14 protein-coding genes are annotated in these 18,747 nt (G+C 72.4%); 7 read left to right on the top strand and 7 right to left on the bottom strand.

Features of this window, described 5'->3' with window-relative positions:
- Window position 1: 1 nt before the first annotated feature.
- Window positions 2-598: a (2Fe-2S)-binding protein gene (locus ABT009_RS32185; protein ID WP_351302927.1), complete on the bottom strand. Its 597-nt coding sequence runs from the start codon at window positions 596-598 to the stop codon at window positions 2-4.
- Window positions 598-1,488, bottom strand: a complete 891-nt coding sequence (locus ABT009_RS32190) for an FAD binding domain-containing protein (protein WP_351302930.1) — start codon at window positions 1,486-1,488, stop codon at window positions 598-600. The genes ABT009_RS32185 and ABT009_RS32190 overlap by 1 nt, the downstream gene beginning before the upstream one ends.
- 246 nt (window positions 1,489-1,734) lie before the next feature.
- Here ABT009_RS32190 and ABT009_RS32195 point away from each other — a divergent pair, with 246 nt between their 5' ends.
- Window positions 1,735-3,426: a PucR family transcriptional regulator gene (locus ABT009_RS32195; protein ID WP_351302933.1), complete on the top strand. Its 1,692-nt coding sequence runs from the start codon at window positions 1,735-1,737 to the stop codon at window positions 3,424-3,426.
- Window positions 3,427-3,579: 153 nt separating this feature from the next.
- The gene (locus ABT009_RS32200) at window positions 3,580-4,362 is read left to right on the top strand and encodes a hypothetical protein (protein WP_351302936.1); all 783 of its coding nucleotides are present in this window, start codon (window positions 3,580-3,582) and stop codon (window positions 4,360-4,362) included.
- 53 nt (window positions 4,363-4,415) lie between these two features.
- On the opposite strand, the gene ABT009_RS32205 is transcribed toward ABT009_RS32200, so the two are convergent.
- Entirely contained in the window at window positions 4,416-5,489 is a 1,074-nt protein-coding gene (locus tag ABT009_RS32205) for a GntR family transcriptional regulator (protein ID WP_502990008.1), read from the bottom strand.
- A gap of 601 nt (window positions 5,490-6,090) precedes the next feature.
- On the opposite strand from ABT009_RS32205, the gene ABT009_RS32210 reads away from it, so the two are divergent.
- Together ABT009_RS32210 and ABT009_RS32215 are read left to right on the top strand one after the other, a co-directional pair.
- Complete coding sequence (locus ABT009_RS32210) at window positions 6,091-6,978, top strand: (2Fe-2S)-binding protein (protein ID WP_351302939.1); 888 nt, start codon at window positions 6,091-6,093, stop codon at window positions 6,976-6,978.
- A 305-nt stretch (window positions 6,979-7,283) separates the two neighbouring features.
- A complete protein-coding gene (locus ABT009_RS32215) occupies window positions 7,284-8,333 on the top strand; it encodes a DUF2637 domain-containing protein (RefSeq protein ID WP_351302942.1) in 1,050 nt (349 codons plus the stop codon).
- Window positions 8,334-8,504: 171 nt separating this feature from the next.
- Here ABT009_RS32215 and ABT009_RS32220 read toward each other — a convergent pair whose 3' ends face one another.
- The 4 genes from ABT009_RS32220 to ABT009_RS32235 all read right to left on the bottom strand — a co-directional run bounded on the left by ABT009_RS32220 (window position 8,505) and on the right by ABT009_RS32235 (window position 16,469).
- A complete protein-coding gene (locus ABT009_RS32220; protein WP_351302945.1) occupies window positions 8,505-8,939 on the bottom strand; it encodes an ATP-binding protein in 435 nt (144 codons plus the stop codon).
- A gap of 158 nt (window positions 8,940-9,097) precedes the next feature.
- Window positions 9,098-10,840, bottom strand: coding sequence for a pyruvate dehydrogenase (locus ABT009_RS32225; protein WP_351302948.1), 1,743 nt, complete (start codon window positions 10,838-10,840; stop codon window positions 9,098-9,100).
- 127 nt (window positions 10,841-10,967) lie between these two features.
- On the bottom strand, window positions 10,968-12,560 hold the full coding sequence (locus ABT009_RS32230; protein ID WP_351302951.1) for a protein phosphatase 2C domain-containing protein: 1,593 nt from the start codon (window positions 12,558-12,560) through the stop codon (window positions 10,968-10,970).
- A gap of 135 nt (window positions 12,561-12,695) precedes the next feature.
- The gene (locus tag ABT009_RS32235; RefSeq protein ID WP_351302954.1) at window positions 12,696-16,469 is read right to left on the bottom strand and encodes a S8 family serine peptidase; all 3,774 of its coding nucleotides are present in this window, start codon (window positions 16,467-16,469) and stop codon (window positions 12,696-12,698) included.
- A 197-nt stretch (window positions 16,470-16,666) separates the two neighbouring features.
- Between ABT009_RS32235 and ABT009_RS32240 the strand changes: the two genes are divergently transcribed.
- The 3 genes from ABT009_RS32240 to ABT009_RS32250 all read left to right on the top strand — a co-directional run bounded on the left by ABT009_RS32240 (window position 16,667) and on the right by ABT009_RS32250 (window position 18,718).
- The gene (locus ABT009_RS32240; RefSeq protein WP_351302957.1) at window positions 16,667-17,668 is read left to right on the top strand and encodes a helix-turn-helix domain-containing protein; all 1,002 of its coding nucleotides are present in this window, start codon (window positions 16,667-16,669) and stop codon (window positions 17,666-17,668) included.
- 128 nt (window positions 17,669-17,796) lie between these two features.
- Window positions 17,797-18,279 carry a DUF456 domain-containing protein gene (locus tag ABT009_RS32245; RefSeq protein WP_351302960.1) on the top strand — a complete coding sequence of 161 codons (483 nt, stop codon included), beginning with the start codon at window positions 17,797-17,799 and terminating at the stop codon, window positions 18,277-18,279.
- 61 nt (window positions 18,280-18,340) lie between these two features.
- Window positions 18,341-18,718 (top strand): PPOX class F420-dependent oxidoreductase, encoded by a 378-nt coding sequence (locus ABT009_RS32250; protein WP_351302963.1) that lies wholly within the window; start codon window positions 18,341-18,343, stop codon window positions 18,716-18,718.
- Window positions 18,719-18,747: the final 29 nt, after the last annotated feature.

The following is an 18,747-nucleotide window of genomic DNA, read 5'->3' on the forward strand; positions in this document are numbered from 1 at the left end:
GTCAGGCCCCCTCGGACTGCCGGGCGGCCGCGAGGCGGACCGCGTCCAGGATCTTCTCGTAGCCGGTGCAGCGGCAGAGGTTGCCGGACAGCGCCTCGCGGATGTCCGCGTCGGACGGGTTCGGGTTGCGCTCCAGCATCTCGTCGGCCGCGACGAGCAGCCCGGGCGTGCAGAAGCCGCACTGCACGGCACCGGCGTCGATGAACGCCTGCTGGATGGGCGAGAGCGTCACACGCGGGGAGGTGGCCGTACCCTCGCCGGTCGCGGAGTCCGTCGGCCGGGCCTCCCATCGCCTGGCCGTGTCGAGCGAGGTACCGCAGGCGCCCGTCCCGCATCCCTCCGCGCGCTGCTCGGCGAAGTGCGCGAGACCTTCGACCGTGACGACATCCCGGCCCTCCACCTGCCCGGCCGCGACCAGGCATGCGCACACCGGCACCCCGTCCAGGCGGACCGTGCACGAACCGCACTCGCCCTGCTCGCAGGCGTTCTTGGAGCCGGGCAGGCCGAGGCGCTCACGCAGCACGTAGAGCAGGCTCTCGCCCTCCCACACGTCGTCGGCCTCCTGCCGCCGGCCGTTCACGCGAAACGTCACACGCATTACGCAGCTCCCTCGGTGGTGCGGGCGGTGCCGCGGTACGACTCCCAGGTCCAGGTCAGCGTGCGGCGGGCCATGACGCCGACCGCGTGGCGGCGGTAGCTCGCCGTGCCGCGGACGTCGTCGATCGGGTTGCAGGCGGCCGCGCACAGGTCGGCGAACTGCTTGGCGACCGATGGGGTGATGATCTTGCCGTTGACCCAGAAGCCGCCCTCGTCGAGCGCCGCGTTCAGGAACTCCTCGGCGGCCTTGGCGCGGATCGGGGTGGGCGCGGCGGAGCCGATGCCCGTGCGGACGGTCCGTGTCTCTGGGTGCAGCGCGAGGCCGAACGCGCACACGGCGATGACCATGGCGTTGCGCGTGCCGACCTTGGAGAACTGCTGCGGCCCGTCGGCCTTCCTGATGTGGATCGCCCGGATGAGCTCGTCGGGGGCGAGCGCGTTGCGCTTCACGCCGGTGTAGAACTCGTCGATCGGGATGCGCCGGGAGCCGCGTACCGACTCGACCTCGACCTCGGCGCCCGCGGCCAGCAGCGCCGGGTGCGCGTCCCCGGCGGGCGATGCGGTGCCGAGGTTGCCGCCGACGCCGCCGCGGTTGCGGATCTGCGGGGACGCCACCGTGTGCGAGGCCAGGGCCAGGCCCGGCAGCTCGGCCCGCAGATGCTCCATGATCCGCGTGTACGGGACGGAGGCACCGAGGCGGACGGTGTCCTCTCCGACCTCCCACTCGCCCAGCTCGCCGATGCGGTTCAGGTCCAGGAGGTACTCGGGCCGCCGGTGGTCGAAGTTGATCTCGACCATCACATCGGTGCCACCCGCGATCGGCACGGCCGTGGGGTGCTCCGCCTTCGCGGCGAGCGCCTCCTCCCAGCGTGCGGGGCGAAGGAAGTCCATGGTGGCTCTCTTCTTCGAATTCAGCTCGTTCATGGGATGTTCACGCGGATCAAGGTCAGTACACAGCTCTGTACTCCGCCGGGGTCAGTCACGGAAACCATGAAGGAGTTGGCTGACCAGAGCACCACTCTTGTAGATTCGTATGAAAGACGATCCCCGGTAACGCCGTCGTCTTCGTCAGGAAACGACGACCCACCGGAACCGAACCACACGCACCATCGAGAAAGAACGGCGGCGACGAGAGACATGCGCCTGCGCGCACTGCTGGACACCGACGCGCTGGGGCTGCGGCTGCTCGGCGGCGAGAGCGAGCTGGGCCGCACCGTACGCGGTGTGATGACGACGGACCTGCGGGACCCCAGCCGCTATCTGTCCGGCGGTGAGCTGGTGCTCACCGGCCTGGCCTGGCGGCGCGGCGCCGAGGACTCCGAGCCGTTCGTTCGGATCCTCACCACCGCCGGGGTGGCGGCGCTTGCGGCCGGTGAGGCCGAGCTCGGCGCCGTCCCCGACGACCTCGTCGAGGCCTGCGCACGCCACCGTCTGCCGCTGTTCTCGGTGAACGAGTCCGTGGCCTTCGCCACGATCACCGAGCACGTCGTACGCCAGGTCTCCGGCGAGCGCGCGGGCGACCTGGCGGCCGTGGTGGACCGGCACCGCCGTCTGATGACGCCGGGCCCCGGCGGCGGCGGCCCGGACGCGGTGCTCGACCTGCTCCGCTCCGACCTGGACCTGCGCGCCTGGGTGCTCTCCCCCACCGGGCGGGCCATCGCAGGCTCGAACAACGGCGGGCCCGCGTTCGCGCCGGACGTGCGTGCCAGGCTCGCCGCCGAGCATCTGGCGGCGGTCCGCACCGGGCGGCGCGGCCCGTACCGGGTGACGCTGGGCACCACGACGTACTCGCTGTTCCCCGTCCGCAGCTCGGGGCACCGTCCGACGATGGCCGCGGGCGCGGCGGGCTCGCGTGACGTGCGCGAGACCGTGCTGTCCGACTGGCTGCTCGTCGTCGAGGCCGACGCCGGGGACTGGCCCGATGAGCGCCTCGACCTGCTGCACGGCGTGACGCAGCTGATCGCGGTGGAGCGGGACCGGCGGGACGCGGCGCGCACGGTGCGGCGCCGGCTCGCCCAGGAGGTCCTCGAGCTGGTGCAGGCCGGGGCGGCCCCGGCCGAGATCGCGGCGCGGCTGCGGGTGGCCGCGCCCGTGCTGCTGCCCGGGCTCGGCGTGGCCCCGCACTGGCAGGTGGTCGTGGCGGGTGTCGAGTGGGAGGGCGGCGACGTCGAGGGCGGACCTGTCGCCCAGGCGCTGCTGGAGGAGGTCCTCGTCGATCCCCTGTCGGCCGGGCCCGAACCGTCCGACCGTATCGCCGTCGCGCACACGGGCACGGAGGCGATCGCGCTGGTGCCGCTGCCCTCGGTGGCCACCGAGCACGACGGGACGGAGTCGGGGCTGGCCGCGGAGACCTTGCTGGAGGCCGTGCGGGAGCCGCTGTCGGCGGGCCTCGGCGACGACGGGCGGCTCACGCTCGGCGTCAGCGCGGCCGTGCACTCGGCGGAGGGGCTGCGCGGCGCCCTCGAGGAGGCCCGGCACGCCCGCCGTGTCGCGGCCGCCCGGCCCGGACGGGTGTGCGCCGCCGGGCACCAGGAGCTGGCGTCCCACGTTCTGCTGCTGCCGTTCGTGCCGGACGACGTGCGCCGCGCGTTCACGGCCCGCCTGCTCGACCCGCTGCGCGACTACGACCGGCGCCACCGCGCGGAGCTCATCCCCACGCTGGAGGCGTTCCTCGACTGCGACGGCTCCTGGACCCGTTGCGCCACGCGCCTGCACCTGCACGTCAACACGCTGCGTTATCGGATAGGGCGAATCGAGCAGTTGACGGGCCGTGACCTGTCGCGCCTCGAGGACAAGTTGGACTTCTTCCTGGCGCTGCGCATGAGTTGAGGCGCCCGGGCCGTGGCCGAGAAGATGCCCGGCCGTCCACGGCCACCCCCCTACTTTGTGAAATCCTTCACCCACCCCCTTGGCCGGGCGCTCGGATTCATGCTGAGATTCCGCCACGACTCAACAGCTCAATGGTGTGCTCGGGGAGGGCAAGTGGCGTATACCGCCATGTCTGGTATCGGAACGGCTGCAGGGGACGATCCACTCCAGACCGCGGTATGGCGGCTGCGCTCGCGCGCCTGCTGGACCGATGCGGCCGCCCTGCTCGAACCGCGCGCCGGCGACGACGCCGATGTCGCTTTGCAGCGGGTCGCGCTCCTGGTGGAGCAGTGCCTCTACACCGAGCAGGGGTGGGCCGAGGCCGAGGACGCACTGCGTACGGCGGAGGCGCTGGCCCGCGACGACGACGAGCGGGGGGCGGCCGCCTGCGAGCGCGGGCATCTCGCGTACGCCGCGACGCTGCTCGGGGTGCGGGACCGGGCCGACGAGGCGCGGGCCGCGCTGGGGCGCGCCGCGGCGCTCATCGCCCCCGGCGCGCCGGCCCGGGCGCTGCTCGACTTCCGGCGCGGCCTGATCGCCGAGAACCTCGCGGCCTCTCCGCAGGCCGCCCGCGCCGCCTACCGCCGCGCCCACGCGGGGGCCACCGCGCACGGCGACACGCTGCTGCTCTCCTTCACCTGGCGCCATCTGGCCGGGCTGGCCCTGCGCGAAGGCGAACTGGCCGAGGCCCGCCACGGCTTCGCCGAGTCCCTCCGCATCCGCGAGGAGCTCGGCTACCTGGTCGGCACGGCTCCCGCGCTCGCGTCCCTGGCCGACGCCGAGACGGAACCGGAGGCCTCACGGCTGCGCGCGGAGGCGAAGCGCCTCTTCCGGCTGCTCGGCGGCGTCCCGACCTGGCTGGCCGGGCGCCTGACGCCGCCCGCTACGGCGGTTTGAGGTCGCCTCCCCGTGGCTGGGGAGTTCGAGGACGCCAGCCACGGGAGAGGCGCTCAGGGCGCGCCCGCGAAATGCTCCCGTACCAGCGACTGGACCACGGCCAGGTCCTGGGCGATCAGTGCGTCCAGCAGGGCCGTGTGCTCCGCCGCGTCGGCGACGAGTTCGGCGCGGCGGCGCGGCGACGGGCCGTCGGCCGACGGCCACTGGGCGCGGCGGTGCAGGTCGTCGGCGATCTGCACCAGTTGGCGGTTGCCGGACAGCGCGAGGACGGCACGGTGGAAGGCGCGGTCCGACTCCGCGTAGCCCGCGAAGTTGCCGCCGACCGCCGCCGCGACCGTCGCCTCGGCCAGCGGACGCAGCTCCGCCCAGCGGGCCGCGGGCACGGTCCGGGCGAGCCGCAACATCACCGGCACCTCGATCAGCGCCCGGATCTCCGCGAGTTCGGCCAGTTCCTCGGCGCTGCGCCGGGTGACGCGGAACCCCCGGTTCGGTACGACCTCGACGGCGCCCTCGAGGGCCAGCTGCTGCATCGCCTCGCGCACCGGCGTCGCGGAGACCCCAAGGCGCTCCCCGAGTACCGGCGCCGAGTAGACCTCGCCCGGGGCGAGCTCGCCCTCGACGAGGGCGGTGCGCAACGCATCGAGAACCTGTCCCCGCACGGACGACCGCTGCACCAGCCGCCGCCCGGGCGCACCCACCGCGGTTGACTCTTCCGGCGCCGTACGGGGCATGGGCAGCGGCGGTTCGCTGTGCGTGTGCTCACCGCGAGCCGCTTCACCGTGCCCGGACGGGCCGGACTGCGCCGGAACACGTGGTGTCGTCGCCTCATCGTTGCGGGGTCCGCGCCCTGGCCCCCGGGAGGACGGGACACCGTGACGGCCCGATGAAACGCCGGGACCGGACGGCGGCGTCTCAGAGCCGAACGACGCGACGGCTGGGCGGCCGGGCGACGACGCCTCAGAGCCGAACGACGGGGCGTCGGAGCGGCCGGGCGACGGGGCGCCCGACTGGACCGGCCGCGCGCCGGAACCGGGCGGCGGGACGCCGGGGCCGGTCGCCTGTACGGCCGACGGGACCGCGGGCGCGGCCGACCCGACGGCAGGCCCGGCCTGCGCAGCAGACGGCACGGCAGAGCCGGTCGCCGACAGGCTGCGCCCGGACACCGGCGCCGACGGTACGGCGTTGCCGGGCGGCACGACGCCGGGACCGGAAATGTGCGCCGCCGATGGGACCGCGGTCCAGGCCGGCCCGACGGCAGGCCCGGCCTGCGCAGCCGACGGCACGACGGACCCTGTCGCCGGCACGCCACGTCCGGGCGGTACGGCGGAGCCGGTCGCCGGCACCGGCGCACCCGACAGGCCCGGCCACCCGCCCGCCGTGACCGAGGACTCCGTCGGCGCGGCCGGCCGGGCCCTGGGCACGTCGACCGTCCCGGGCGCATGCTCGGCGGAGTCACCGGGCAGCCCGGGGGCGCCATGCCGGTCGCGCGCGCTGGCCTGCTCCACCACGAGGGTCCTCCTGTTCCTCTTCCTCCTGGCTCCGCTGATCCGGCCGGCCCTTGGCCGGTCGATCCGGTCCCGCCGGGCCCGCTGGTACTTCTCCTGACAGAGCGAACGGAACGGGGTAACACCCACGCACCTTAGGACGAGCGGGCTCTAGTTCAAACTGCGATCACATCGGGTAAGGTAAGGCTTACCTGCTAACGATCGCGATGTGGTGGTGCCCCGCATGTCCCTTGTCGCCCCGCCCGCACAGGCCGGAAGCACCTCTCACCACGGCTCCGTACGCCCGGCCCGTTCGGCCGTCACAGATGCGTATGCCCGGCTGACCGAGGTCTTCCCGGGACTGGAGATCAGGGAGCTGCGGCCGGACGAGCCGACCCCGCGGGACGGCGGCTGGGTGACCGCCGCCCGGCTCGCGGAGGGCGGCGCCGCCCTCGACGCCTTCGTCGCGTGGGACAACGCCCAGGTCCTGCGGGACTACGGACAGCAGGCCCGCCCGGACGTCGTCGCCAGCTTCGGCCTGCACCGTTACGCCTGGCCCGCCTGCCTGCTCGTCACCGTGCCGTGGTTCCTGCAGCGACGCGTGCCCCGCTACCCCGTCGAGCACGTCGCCTTCCAGCGCACCCTCGGCCGGATGGCCGTCCGGCCCGGCGCCTTCGCATGCCTGCCGGGCGACCCGGCGGCCGCGCTGCCCGGCGCCCGCGTCGTCCCGGACGAGGAGGCCCTGCGCGCCGAGGTGCGTGCGGCGGTCGCCGAGCACCTGGAACCGGTGCTTGCGAGCTTCGGGCCGCGCATGCGCCGCCGGGGCCGCGCGCTGTGGGGCATGGCCACGGACGAGGTCGTCGAAGGCCTCTGGTACATCGCGCATCTGCTCGGCGAGGAGCAGCGCGCGATGACGGAGCTGGAGCAGCTGCTGCCGGGTACCACCAAGCCGTACGTCGGGTCGGCCGCGTTCCGGGAGCTGACCGGGCCGAACGGCGAGGCGCTGCCGACCCGCGACCGCGCCAGCTGCTGCCTCTTCTACACGCTGCGCCCGGAGGACACCTGCGTCACGTGCCCGCGCACCTGCGACGCGGACCGCATCAGCAGGCTGAGCGCCACCGCGACCGCCTGACGCCACCCACACCGGCCACCGGCCGCACCACACCGGCCACCGCGCGCCCGTACCCGCACCGGCACCGGCACCGGCACCGGCACAAGTCCACCCCCTACCGCAACCCGTTCCCAGCGAACCACTCTTTCCGGTGCAGCTGATTCGAACGCAACTCCCTTGTCTCAAGCGGTAGTTCGAGGAGAACGTGGATCTTCGCGGCCCCTTGCCCACCAATGGCGTTCTCTTGCTCCGAAACCCTCTGAGGGCCATCGGGATTGAGCCACTATGGCGCCCGAAATGCCGTACCGCGATGCAAGGGACCCCAGATGAGACTGACCGACATATCGCTCGACTGGCTGCTTCCGGGCGCCGTACTGACCCTGGGCATGCTGGCGGCGGTGGCGGTGCTCGCGCGCAACAGGCGCGCCGGGGCGAACGCGTCCGCCGACGACTCGTGGGAACGCAGCGAGGAGCGCCGCAGGCGCAAGGAGGCCATCTACGGCACCGCCTCCTACGTGCTGCTGTTCTGCTGCGCCGCAGTCGCCGCCGCCCTCTCCTTCCACGGCCTGGTCGGCTTCGGCCGGCAGAACCTGAACCTCACCGGAGGCTGGGAGTACCTGGTCCCGTTCGGTCTCGACGGTGCGGCGATGTTCTGCTCCGTTCTCGCGGTGCGCGAGGCAAGCCACGGCGACGCCGCGCTCGGTTCGCGTCTGCTCGTGTGGACGTTCGCGGGCGCGGCCGCCTGGTTCAACTGGGTGCACGCCCCGCGCGGCCTGGACCACGCGGGCGCCCCGCACTTCTTCGCCGGAATGTCGCTGTCGGCGGCGGTCCTGTTCGACCGTGCCCTCAAGCAGACCCGCCGCGCGGCGCTGCGCGAGCAGGGCCTGGTGCCGCGTCCGCTGCCGCAGATCCGCGTCGTACGGTGGCTGCGGGCACCCCGTGAGACCTTCGCCGCATGGTCGTTGATGCTGCTGGAAGGCGTACGCACCCTGGACGAGGCCGTCGACGAGGTGCGCGATGACCGGCGGCAGAAGCAGCAGGAGCGGGCGCGACGGCGCGATCAGGAGAAGCTGGACCGGGCGAGGTTCAGGGCGCTCAGCCGAGGTCCCCTGGGCTGGAGCGCGCGTGCCGGCCGCCAGGTCGAGCTGCAAGCCGGGTCCGGGGGCGCGGCGCCGGCCCAGGTCGGCGCGGAACCTGCCATATCGCCGCCGGAGCAACGGCCTTTGCCCGCCCCCTCGCGTCCCTCCCTGCAGCCCGTCAGGAGCGGTACTGAACCGGTCACCGTCGACCTCACCGCCGAGGACGACACCATGACCCTCCCGCGGCTCGACTCCCTCGAGCAGAAACTCAAGGATCTCGAGCAGCAGTTCGGCTGAGGGGCCCTAGCGAGTGAGCCGAAGGAGCGCGTCGGTGTCGAGAGTCCATGGGGGTCCCCCCTGCTCGAGCGAAGCCGAGAGCTTGGGGGAGCGCGGAGGCCCCGACGAAGGAGGGGCTGAGCACGGTCGGACTCTCGACACCGACTTTGGCGCTCCGGAGGCGAACCGAGCTCAAGACAAGGGCGCGCCACCGCCGTCCAGCTCGAACCACACCGCCTTCCCCACGCCATGTCTGCGCACGCCCCACGCGTCCGCGAGGGACTGCACCAGTAAGAGCCCTCTACCGTGCGTACCGTCACCGGCCTCCGGCGCCCGCATCTGCGGTATGCGCCCCACGAAGTCCCTGACCTCCACCCGGAGCCGGCGGCCGACGGTGGCGGTGAGCACCGCCTCATGATCGGTGTGCACCAGGGCGTTGGTGACGAGTTCCGTGGTGAGCAGTTCCGCGGTCTCCGAACTCCCCGGTCTCCCCCAGTGCCGCAGCAGCTCCCGGAGTGCGTGCCGCGCCTCGGGTACCGCTCTCAGGTCGGACCGTCCGATTCTGCGTCGGAGGAGTGTCTGCTCGTGCGGTCGCGTCGGATCTCCCGTCTCCCCGTCGGTCGGCATCTCGGCTGTGCTCGTCGGGGAAGCCCCTGTCGTGCCGGGACCGCCCTCTCGTACCTGCCTCGTCATGACCCCCGCCCGTACGACAGCTGTCGGTTCCCTCCTGGTCGAACGCGTACACGGGAATGCATGCCCCACGGGACGGACGGCACGCATGCGCGTCAGGGCCGCGGCACGTTCCGCAGATTGGAGCGGGCCATCTGCACCATGCGGCCCACGCCTCCCTCCAGCACGATTTTTGAGGCGGAGAGCGCGAAGCCGGTGACCATCTCGGCGCTGATCTTGGGCGGGATGGAGAGCGCGTTGGGGTCGGTGACGATGTCGACGAGCGCGGGCCCCTTGTGGTTGAAGGCGTCCTTCAGCGCGCCCTCGAGTTGCTTGGGCTTCTCCACGCGCGTGCCGTGCACACCGCAGGCGCGTGCCACGGCCGCGAAGTCCGGGTTGCGGTTCACCGTCCCGTACGACGGCAGCCCGGCGACGAGCATCTCCAGCTCGACCATGCTCAGCGAGGAGTTGTTGAACAGGACGATCTTCACCGGCAGGTCGTGCTGGACGAGGGTCAGGATGTCGCCCATGAGCATGGAGAAGCCGCCGTCGCCCGACATGGAGACGACCTGGCGGCTGCGGTCGGTGAACTGGGCGCCGATCGCCTGCGGCAGCGCGTTCGCCATGGAGCCGTGCGAGAAGGAGCCGATGATGCGGCGCCTGCCGTTCGGCGTGAGGTAGCGGGCCGCCCAGACGTTGCACATGCCCGTGTCGACGGTGAACACGGCGTCGTCGGCGGCGAGTTCGTCCAGGACGGACGCCACGTACTCGGGGTGGATCGGGACGTGCTTCTCGACCTTTCGGGTGTAGGCCTTGACCACGCCTTCCAGGGCGTCGGCGTGCTTCTTCAGCATCTTGTCGAGGAATCGGCGGTCCGTCTTGAGCGCCACCCGCGGCGTCAGACACCGCAGCGTCTCCTTCACGTCGCCCCACACGGCCAGGTCCAGCTTGGAGCGGCGCCCGAGATGCTCGGGGCGGACGTCGATCTGCGCGATCTTGACGTCGTCGGGCAGGAAGGCGTTGTACGGGAAGTCGGTGCCGAGCAGGATCAGCAGGTCGCACCCGTTGGTGGCCTCGTAGGCGGCGCCGTAGCCGAGGAGGCCGCTCATGCCGACGTCGTACGGGTTGTCGAACTGGATCCATTCCTTGCCGCGCAGCGCGTGCCCGACCGGGGACTTGATCTTCTCGGCGAACTCCATGACCTCGGCGTGTGCGCCCCGCGTGCCGCTTCCGCAGAAGAGTGTGACCCGCTCGGACTCGTCGATCATCTCGGCGAGCTTGTCGATCTCGGCGTCGCCGGGGCGCACGGAGGGCCGGGACGTGACGATCGCGTGCTCGATCGGCTTGTCGGGGGCGGGGTCGTCGGCGATGTCGCCCGGGAGCGAGACGACGCTGACGCCGGAGCGGCCGATGGCGTTCTGGATGGCGGTCTGCAGCAGCCGGGGCATCTGCTTGGGGCTGGAGATCAGCTCGCTGTAGTGGCTGCACTCGCGGAACAGCTGGTCGGGGTGGGTCTCCTGGAAGTAGCCGAGTCCGATCTCGCTGGACGGGATGTGCGAGGCGAGGGCCAGCACCGGGGCCATGGAGCGGTGGGCGTCGTACAGGCCGTTGATGAGGTGGAGGTTGCCGGGGCCGCAGGAACCGGCGCACGCCGTGAGCTTGCCGGTGATCTGGGCTTCCGCACCGGCCGCGAAGGCGGCGGTCTCCTCGTGCCGGACGTGGATCCAGTCGATGGCGGAGTTGCGGCGGATCGCGTCGACGATCGGGTTGAGGCTGTCGCCGACTACGCCGTACAGGCGCTTGACGCCGGCGCGGACGAGGATGTCGACGAACTGTTCGGCGACGTTCTGCTTGGCCATGGTGCACGCACCTTGAGGAGTGGCTTCACGGACGGACTGGCGGACCCGTCGTCACCCCGGCGCGGGCTCCACACCGGGACCGGGCGCTTCCGGTCCCCTGCCTTCCATGAATCCACAGCGTGCGCGGTTACGCCTCCCACACGGCGGCGGCCGTACGGTCATCGGCGTAGCCCTTCACCCTGACCTGGGTGTCGGCGAGGAATGCGGCAAGGCCCGGCGGTTCGCCGTCCGCCCAGCGCGCCCTGAGGTGTTCGGCGAGGCGGGGCTCGCCGCGCAGGGGTTCGGCGAGGCCTCCGGTGCACAGCAGCAGCGTGTCACCCGGGCGGGCTACGGAGGCGCGGAACCGGAAGGGTTCGTGGGGCGGCTCGGGCGGGGTGTCGTAAGGGCTCGGCGGAGTCGTGATGCCGAGGTCCATGGTGAGCCGGTCGCCGTCCGGGGTCTCGTGCGGTGCGTCGGCGGGCGTCTGCGAGGGCGGCGAACCGTAGCCGACGACGGCGGCGCCCGTCGTCTCGGTCTCCCCTACGTGCGGCTCGATATCCTGCCACTCGCCGCCGCGCAGCCGGAACAGGCCACCGCCGCCGACGCCGAAGAAGACGCGGGTACGGCATTCGGGGTCGGCTGGGAGCAGCAGGCAGCGCAGTGTCGCCGCGTACTCGTCGGGCTGGAGGCCCAGTTCGACGGCGCTGGCGCGGAGCTTGCCGAGGCTGCGGTCGGTGAGCCTGTGCAGTCCCGACTTGAGGTCGCCGCGGCGGGCGGCGCGGATGTCCTCGGCAAGCCGGAGGTGGCTGCGTCCGACGGCCCGCCCGATCCAGTGGCAGGCCTCGGCGGCCGCCCGGTGCGCATCCGGCGTGGCGCGGGCGCCGGTGGCCATCGCGACCAGCACGAGTGCGTTGCCACCCGTGCCGAAGCGGGCGGTGAGCAGGCAGTCGCGGCGCGGCTCGCCCCGGAAGCGCGCGGAGTCGCCGCGCACGGAGGCGGCGCGCAGGGTGCAGGAGCCGTACCGGGCGCCGTCCAGGACGGTGTCGGCGACGAGGTCGTCGAGATCGTCCGGGTCGGCGGGCGGAAGGGCGGTGGGTTCGGCCTCGTAGGTGGGCGGGCCGTCGCCTACGTGGACGACGGTGGGGGGCGGCTCGGCGGGGGCGACGCCGGAGGGCTGGGCGGCCGCGGAGGTCGTTCCCGTATCCGGGGAGCCGGGCGGCACGGAGACTGTGGGAGGTGCCGCGGAGACTTCGCGAGGCGGAGACTGATGCGGCACCCGCGGGAGACGGACATCCATGGAGGGCGGCTGTACGCGTCCCGGCTCGGGGTCCTCGTCGGGCACCCTGGCGGCAGGAACGGCGGCCGGGCCACCCGTCGACGCCGGCTTCGGCTCCGCCGGGAACGTCCTGGGTCCCGGGCCGCCCTCAGGCGCCTCCCAGGGGGCCCGCCATCGCCGTCGACCAGCGACACGTCCCCCGGGACCGTCCTCCGGCCACCCGGCACCGTCCTCCGGTGGCCAGACCTCGTCGGCCGGTTCGCGTGGGTCGCGTAGGTCGGGCGTCTCGCCCGGCGCGGCGGAGGGCCGGGACGGGGCCGACCCCACCGTGCCCGCCGCGGAGGCGAAGCGGTCCTCGATGGTGTCGGCCGCGGCGGTCGGGCCCGTGTCCTCGGTGGAGTCGTCGTACAACTGCCCCCACCAGTCGTCCTCGTGACCGGTGTGCCTCTCCCCCTGATGGCTCATGCCCTTATTGTCCACAGCGCGGGCTGTACGAAAACGGGGCATCCGGAAAATCCCGTACGCCCCGGCGTAAGAAAGCCGCCGGGCGGCCCCACCCCCCACGGGAGAACCGCCCGGCGGCGCCGGTGTGACCTGGGGCTACCGCACGTCGTAGGCCCTGGTCACGGTCTGGGTGACGGAATTGCCGTTGGCGTCCGTCAGTTCGGCCTTCAGAGTGACCGGCTTCCCCGATGCGCCCGCGTGATGCACGGTCGCGGTCCAGGTGCCGTCCTCTTCGGCGGTCTTCGCCTCGGTCCAGGTCTGGCCGCCGTCGTAGGAGTACGACAGCTTCGCCGACTCGATGGCCGCCGGGGTGTAGCCCGCGTGGCCCGTGACGCCGAGGGTGATCTGCTGGCCGTCCTCGGCCGGCAGCGTCTTCATGCCGTCCTCCGGCAGCTCGTACCGGGGGAAGAGGATCGGCAGCCCCTGCGAGTAGGCGCTCTCGTCGATCTTCGAGTGGAACTCCCACGTCGTCTGCGTCATGGTGGAGCGCTTCCAGACGCGGGCCGGGATGCCGAACTTCATGGTGGTGAGGGTCAGTTCGTACGCGGCCTCCTCGGCGGGGACCTCCCAGACACCGAACGGGTAGGGGCTGTCTCCGGCCTCCTCGCCGTTGATCCGCAGCTTCATCGAGCCGATGTCGCCGAAGCTGCCCTGTATGCCGGTGTGCTCGCTGTCGCCCCAGAAGGCGGGCGCGATGCCGATCAGGTTGCCCTGGCGCTCGGCGGCGAGCTGCTGCTCACCCGCGTCGTCGAGCGGCGCGGTGGGCACGACGACCCCGCCGTACCAGCTCTCCGTGCGGTGCTCCCCCGCCTCGTAGGCGTGCTGCGCGCTCAGCATGGACTCGCCGTACGGGAAGCTGCTGCTCACCCACTGGGAGAACGAGGTGTCCCCGGCCGTGTAGTACTCGGTGCGCTTGCCGGGCGCGGCGACCAGGTCGAAGAGTCCGGCCAGGTAGACGTCGGCGTTCGGCCGGTAGGCGGTGACCGCGTCGAGGTAGTCCGCGGCGACGCCCATCGCGTGGTACGTCGTCTCGGTGCGGCCCAGCTTGCTGTCGCGCACCCGGTAGGTGCGGTCGGAGGCGAGCGGCGCATCCTCGGGGAACGCGAGGTTGTAGACGTACGGACTTGCCGCAGTGGCCTGCCACTTCACGGTGACCGGGCCGGAGGAGAGCCGCTCGAGGACCTCACCGGCCTCGTCCGCGGGGAGCGCGAGGACGGGCAGGGGGCCGTTGGTCCAGCCGACGGACGGGTACCAGCGGTCCGTGGACGCGTGGTGGGCGACGACGGCGACGGCTCCGGCGTTCTTGGCGAGCTGCGCGTGCTGGTACAGGTAGGTGTCGTCGTCCGCCACCTTGATCAGCGCGATCTTGCCCTTGACGTTCGCGGCCGCGAGCTCCGCCGCCGTGCCGCTGCCCGCGTCGACGACCTCGGCCGAGCCGCTGCCGTCGAGGTTGTCCGATCCGGTGCTCGCGGTCACCGGGTGCAGCTGCGGGCCGCCCTCGATGGCGAAGGACTCGATCTGCGGGGCGTAGCGGCGCCAGTAGCTGCCGAACTCGAAGTCGCCGTCGTGGGCGCGGCCTTCGACGGCGGCGTAGTAGCCCTTGACCTGCCGGTTGCCGCTCATCGAGCCGGCGTGCAGCCAGCTGTCGTCCCAGGAGCGGGCGAAGGCGAGGGTGGCGTTGCGGTCCTCCGTCGGCCGGTCGGTCTCCACGGTCAGCCGGTGCGCCTCGCGGGCGTCGAGGACGACGGTGGTGTCCTTGGTGAGCTCGAACTCCGGACGGGCGAGGTACGCAAGGGAGTTCACGAGGTCGCCGCCGTTGTCCGGGGTCGCGACGAAAGCGGAGAGGAAGTAGCGGCCGGGCCGCAGTTCGTACGTCTGGTCGGCGGCGCCCTCGTTGTAGCGGCGCTCGCCGGTGGCGTCGTCCGTGCCGATCACGTCGAGGGACGAGACGCCGGATGCGGGTTCGCCGAGCCGGTCGACGAGCTTGACGCGGAGGGTGACGGTCTCCGGCTGGACGTAGAGCGAGAAGGGCGTGGAGACCGTGACGCCGTCGGCCTCGGCGATCACACGGCCGGTGACGTCCCCGTACTGGCTGCGCGCCAGGTGCGCGGACGGGTCCAGCGTCAGCGGGACCTTGACGGTCTCGCCGGCCGGGACGGTGACGGAGCGCTGGCCGAGCTTGGCGACGGACGAGCCGGCCTTCGTCCCGTCGTTGCCGGTCACGCCCGACACGGAGAGGTCCAGCGTGACGGGCTTGTCCGAGGTGTTGGTGTAGGGGAGGTCGACGATGGTGCTGTCGCTGCTGGTCTGCGGCCAGTCGAACGTGCCGCCCTGGACGGCCGGCGCGCCGAGGACCGTCTGGTCGATGGCGGCCTTGACGTCGAGGCGTCCGCCGCCGGTCTCGCGTACGTCGCCGGGGATGCCGCTGTCGGCGGAGGAGACCAGCGCGGCCTTGAGCTGCTGCGGGCTCCAGTCGGGGTGGCGCTGCTTGAGGATCGCTGCGGCGCCTGCGACGTGCGGGGTCGCCATCGACGTACCGGACATCGACTGGTACGCGTAGACACCGCGTCCGCCGGCGGCCGCCGCGGAGATGGCGACGCCCGGAGCGGCGATCTCGGGCTTGAGGGTGTGCGTGTACGGCGCCGGGCCGGGGCTGGAGAAGGACGCCGTGGAGTCGTCGCGGTCGACGGCGCCGACGGTCAGCACGCTCGGGGTGCAGCCGGGCGACGAGACCATGTTGAGGGCGGGACCGGAGTTACCGGCGGCCACCACGAACAACGTGTCCGAGCTGCTGGCGAGTTCCTCGGCCGCGATGCTCATCGGGTCCGTGCAGTCGGTGGGCTCGGTGCTGCCGAGGCTCATCGAGACGACGTCGGCCTTCTGGTCGACGGCCCACTGCATGCCGGCGATGATCCAGGAGGTCGCGCCGCTGCCGTAGTCGTTGAGGACCTTCCCGGCGAGCAGCCGGGTGCCGGGCGCGACGCCCTTCTTCTTGCCGTCGCTCGCCGCGCCGGAGCCGCCCACCGTGGAGATGGTGTGGGTGCCGTGGCCCTGTAGGTCGTCGGCGGTGTCGGAGTCGGTGAAGTTCTTCGACTCGGCGATACGGTTCTTCAGATCCGGGTGATCCGCGTCGACTCCGGTGTCGAGGACGGCGACCGTCGTGCCGGTGCCGTCGTAGCCTGCGGCCCACGCCTCGGGGGCGTTGACCTGCTTCGTCGAGCGGTCGAGGGTCGCCTCCACCTTGGCGTCCAGCCACAGCTTCTTCAGATCGCCGGCCGCGCGGGAGCGGGAGTTCGTGACATCGGCCCAGAAGTCGGCGGTCTTCTTCTTGTCGGTCTTCAGGGCGACACCGTCGACGGCGTCCAGGACCCGCTTGCGCTCGGAGCCGCGCGGGGCGGCGGGTGCGGTCCGGGCGACGTCGACGGACGTGTCGTACGTCGCGATGAGCGGCAACTCGTCGGTGTGCGCGTCGTCGTAGCCCTGGCGCACCAGCCCTGTGACGTTGAAGAGCTGCTCGTCGGCCTTGCCGGAGGCGATCGCGGGGATGGCGGACTCGGGGTAGACGTACAGGTCGTCGCCCGACTGACGGGTCTGTACGAGGGGTTGGGTGCCGTCCTCGCGCGGCAGCACCGTGGCGGTGCTGCGGCCTTCCTTGTCGGTGCTGACGACCACCCGGTCGCCGGTGACCAGGGTGACGGTGGCCTGTCGGGTCCCGTCGGACTGTCCGGCCGCGGCTGGGCTTCCGACCAGGGGCTTCTTCTCGTCGGCGGCGCCGTCCCGGGGTTGTGCTGCCCCTGACGGTGCGATCGCCGTGGCGGCCAGCACGGCGGTGATCGCCGCCGTCACGGCCGTACGCGGTGTCGAGCGCATCGCTCTCCCAAATCTTCCGAATCCGCCCAGGTCAGGCAGGCCAAGCGCGCAATGTGCGGCGGCCGTTGGTACTGCGGTGGCGCCACCTTGGCAGAGAGACGGGTGGTGCGGCGATGATGTTCGCGGGCGGGTTTGCGCCGTGGCTGTTTCCCGCCACGGCGCCCGCCGGAGTCGATACCTGGGGAGGGCATCGCCGCATGCTGGCTGCGATAGGTCTGGACGAGATGCACGAATCGGCGTACCGAGCGCTCGTGTCGGTGGGGGCCGCCGAAGTTCCCGATCTCGCACGGCGGTTGACGCTGGGCGAGTACGACACGGAGCGCGCGCTGCGCCGCCTGGAGCGCCACGGTCTGGCCGCACAGTCGTCGGCCCGGCCGGGACGCTGGGTGGCGGCGCCGCCCGGAGTCGCGCTCGGTGCGCTCCTCGCCCAGCAGCGGCACGAACTGGAGAAGGCGGAGCTGGCGGCGGCGCTGCTCGCCGAGGAGTACCGCGCCCAGGCCGCCGAGCCGGCGGTGCACGACCTGGTGGAGGTGGTCACCGGCGCGGCCGCCGTCTCGCAGCGCTTCCTGCAGCTGCAGCTCGGCGCGAGCGACGAGGTCTGCGCGCTCGTGACCGGCAAGCCGATCGCGGTCTCCGGCATGGACAACGACGCGGAGGAGCAGGCCGCTAACCGGGGTGTCGCGTTCCGGGTGGTGATCGAGCGGGAGGTGCTGTCGCTGCCCAGCGGGCTCACCGAACTGTCGGCCGCGCTCGGCCGCGACGAGCAGGTACGGGTCGTGGACCAGGTGCCGACGAAGCTGGTCATCGCCGACCGGTCGACCGCGATGGTGCCGCTCACGTCGCGCACCGCCGAACCCGCCGCGGTCGTGGTCCACGCGAGCGGGCTGCTGGAGTCGCTGACCGGACTGTTCGAGGCGGTGTGGCGCGAGGCGCTGCCGCTGCGCCTGGGCGAGGGCGGCCAGGTCACCGAGGAGGAGCCGGACGCGCCCGACGGCACCGACCTGGAGATCCTCTCGCTGCTGCTGGCCGGACTGACCGATGCCAGCGTCGCCAAACAGCTCGACCTTGGCCTGCGTACGGTGCAGCGCCGGGTGAAGCGGCTGATGGAGCTGGCGGGCGTGACCACCCGGCTGCAGCTGGGCTGGCACGCGTACGAACGGGGATGGGTGGCGCGGCATGCGCGGGTGACGCAGGACTGACCGGCACTGGACTCAGGTGTGACCGGCGCTGACCGAAACTGACCGACTTGGCGTGGCTGCGGGGGCACGTGGGCGCGACACGACGAGCTTGACCTGCAGGTCCGTCCGGTCTCCGGCACGCTGGGCAGATGGGAGTCTGGGAACTCCTGCTGGTCGGCGTGGTGATGCTGTTCGGCCTGTGGGGAGTGCTGGTGCCCGGGGTGCCGGGTTCCTGGCTGGTGTGGGCAGCGGTGCTTTGGTGGGCGCTGCTGGATCCCACGGGCCTCGCCTGGGCCGTGCTCGCGGGCGCGACCCTGGTGCTGCTGGTGTCCCAGGCCGTCCGCTGGCAGCTGCCGCCCCGCCGGCTGATCCGCGGGGGCGGCACACTCCGCATCGCGGTGTGGGCGGGGGCGGGAGCACTCGTCGGGTTCGTCGTGGTGCCGGTGATCGGTGCGATCCCCGGCTTCGTCTCCGGGATCTATCTGTCGGAGCGGCTGCGGCTGGGCCGGCACGGCGACGCCCTGTCCGCCACGCGCACGGCGATGCGGTCGGGCGGCTGGAGCGTGCTGACGGAACTCTTCGCGTGCCTGCTGATCGTGGGCGCCTGGATCGGGGCGGTCATCTGGGGCTAAGGCTCACGGCGTAGGTCCATGAGCCGATGCGGGCCGCGTACGCGCGTGTTTGGCTGACGCCATGACCGAATTCAGCCAGGCCGAGCGGGCGTATCTGCGGTCCCAGCGGCTCGGCCGTATGGCCACGGTCGACCCCGAGGGGCAGCCGCAGGCGAACCCGGTCGGGTTCTTCCCGCAGGACGACGGGACGATCCTGATCGGCGGATACGCCATGGGTACGACCAAGAAATGGCGGAACCTGCAGGCGAACCCCAAGGTGGCCCTGGTCGTCGACGACATCGCGAGCCTCAAACCGTGGCGGGTGCGGGGCGTGGAGATCCGGGGCGAGGCGGAGCTGCTGACGGGTCCGCACGACCTGGGACCGCATTTCAGCGAGGAGGTCATCCGCATCCACCCGAAGCGCGTCCACAGCTGGGGGCTGGACGAGCCGGCGGGCTGAGAGACCTGACCGGAGGGCCGCTGCCCAAA

It is taken from the genome of Streptomyces sp. NPDC002896, from assembly GCF_040295225.1.
Lineage (GTDB): Bacteria > Actinomycetota > Actinomycetes > Streptomycetales > Streptomycetaceae > Streptomyces.

Coding starts and splice junctions, on each gene's coding strand:
- ABT009_RS32245 (WP_351302960.1), top strand. CDS start 17,797: ATGGGAGTCTGGGAACTCCTGCTGGTCGGCGTGGTGATGCTGTTCGGC.
- ABT009_RS32195 (WP_351302933.1), top strand. CDS start 1,735: ATGCGCCTGCGCGCACTGCTGGACACCGACGCGCTGGGGCTGCGGCTG.
- ABT009_RS32250 (WP_351302963.1), top strand. CDS start 18,341: ATGACCGAATTCAGCCAGGCCGAGCGGGCGTATCTGCGGTCCCAGCGG.
- ABT009_RS32215 (WP_351302942.1), top strand. CDS start 7,284: ATGAGACTGACCGACATATCGCTCGACTGGCTGCTTCCGGGCGCCGTA.
- ABT009_RS32230 (WP_351302951.1), bottom strand. CDS start 12,560: ATGAGCCATCAGGGGGAGAGGCACACCGGTCACGAGGACGACTGGTGG.
- ABT009_RS32235 (WP_351302954.1), bottom strand. CDS start 16,469: ATGCGCTCGACACCGCGTACGGCCGTGACGGCGGCGATCACCGCCGTG.
- ABT009_RS32190 (WP_351302930.1), bottom strand. CDS start 1,488: ATGGACTTCCTTCGCCCCGCACGCTGGGAGGAGGCGCTCGCCGCGAAG.
- ABT009_RS32220 (WP_351302945.1), bottom strand. CDS start 8,939: ATGCCGACCGACGGGGAGACGGGAGATCCGACGCGACCGCACGAGCAG.
- ABT009_RS32240 (WP_351302957.1), top strand. CDS start 16,667: ATGCTGGCTGCGATAGGTCTGGACGAGATGCACGAATCGGCGTACCGA.
- ABT009_RS32185 (WP_351302927.1), bottom strand. CDS start 598: ATGCGTGTGACGTTTCGCGTGAACGGCCGGCGGCAGGAGGCCGACGAC.
- ABT009_RS32210 (WP_351302939.1), top strand. CDS start 6,091: ATGTCCCTTGTCGCCCCGCCCGCACAGGCCGGAAGCACCTCTCACCAC.
- ABT009_RS32225 (WP_351302948.1), bottom strand. CDS start 10,840: ATGGCCAAGCAGAACGTCGCCGAACAGTTCGTCGACATCCTCGTCCGC.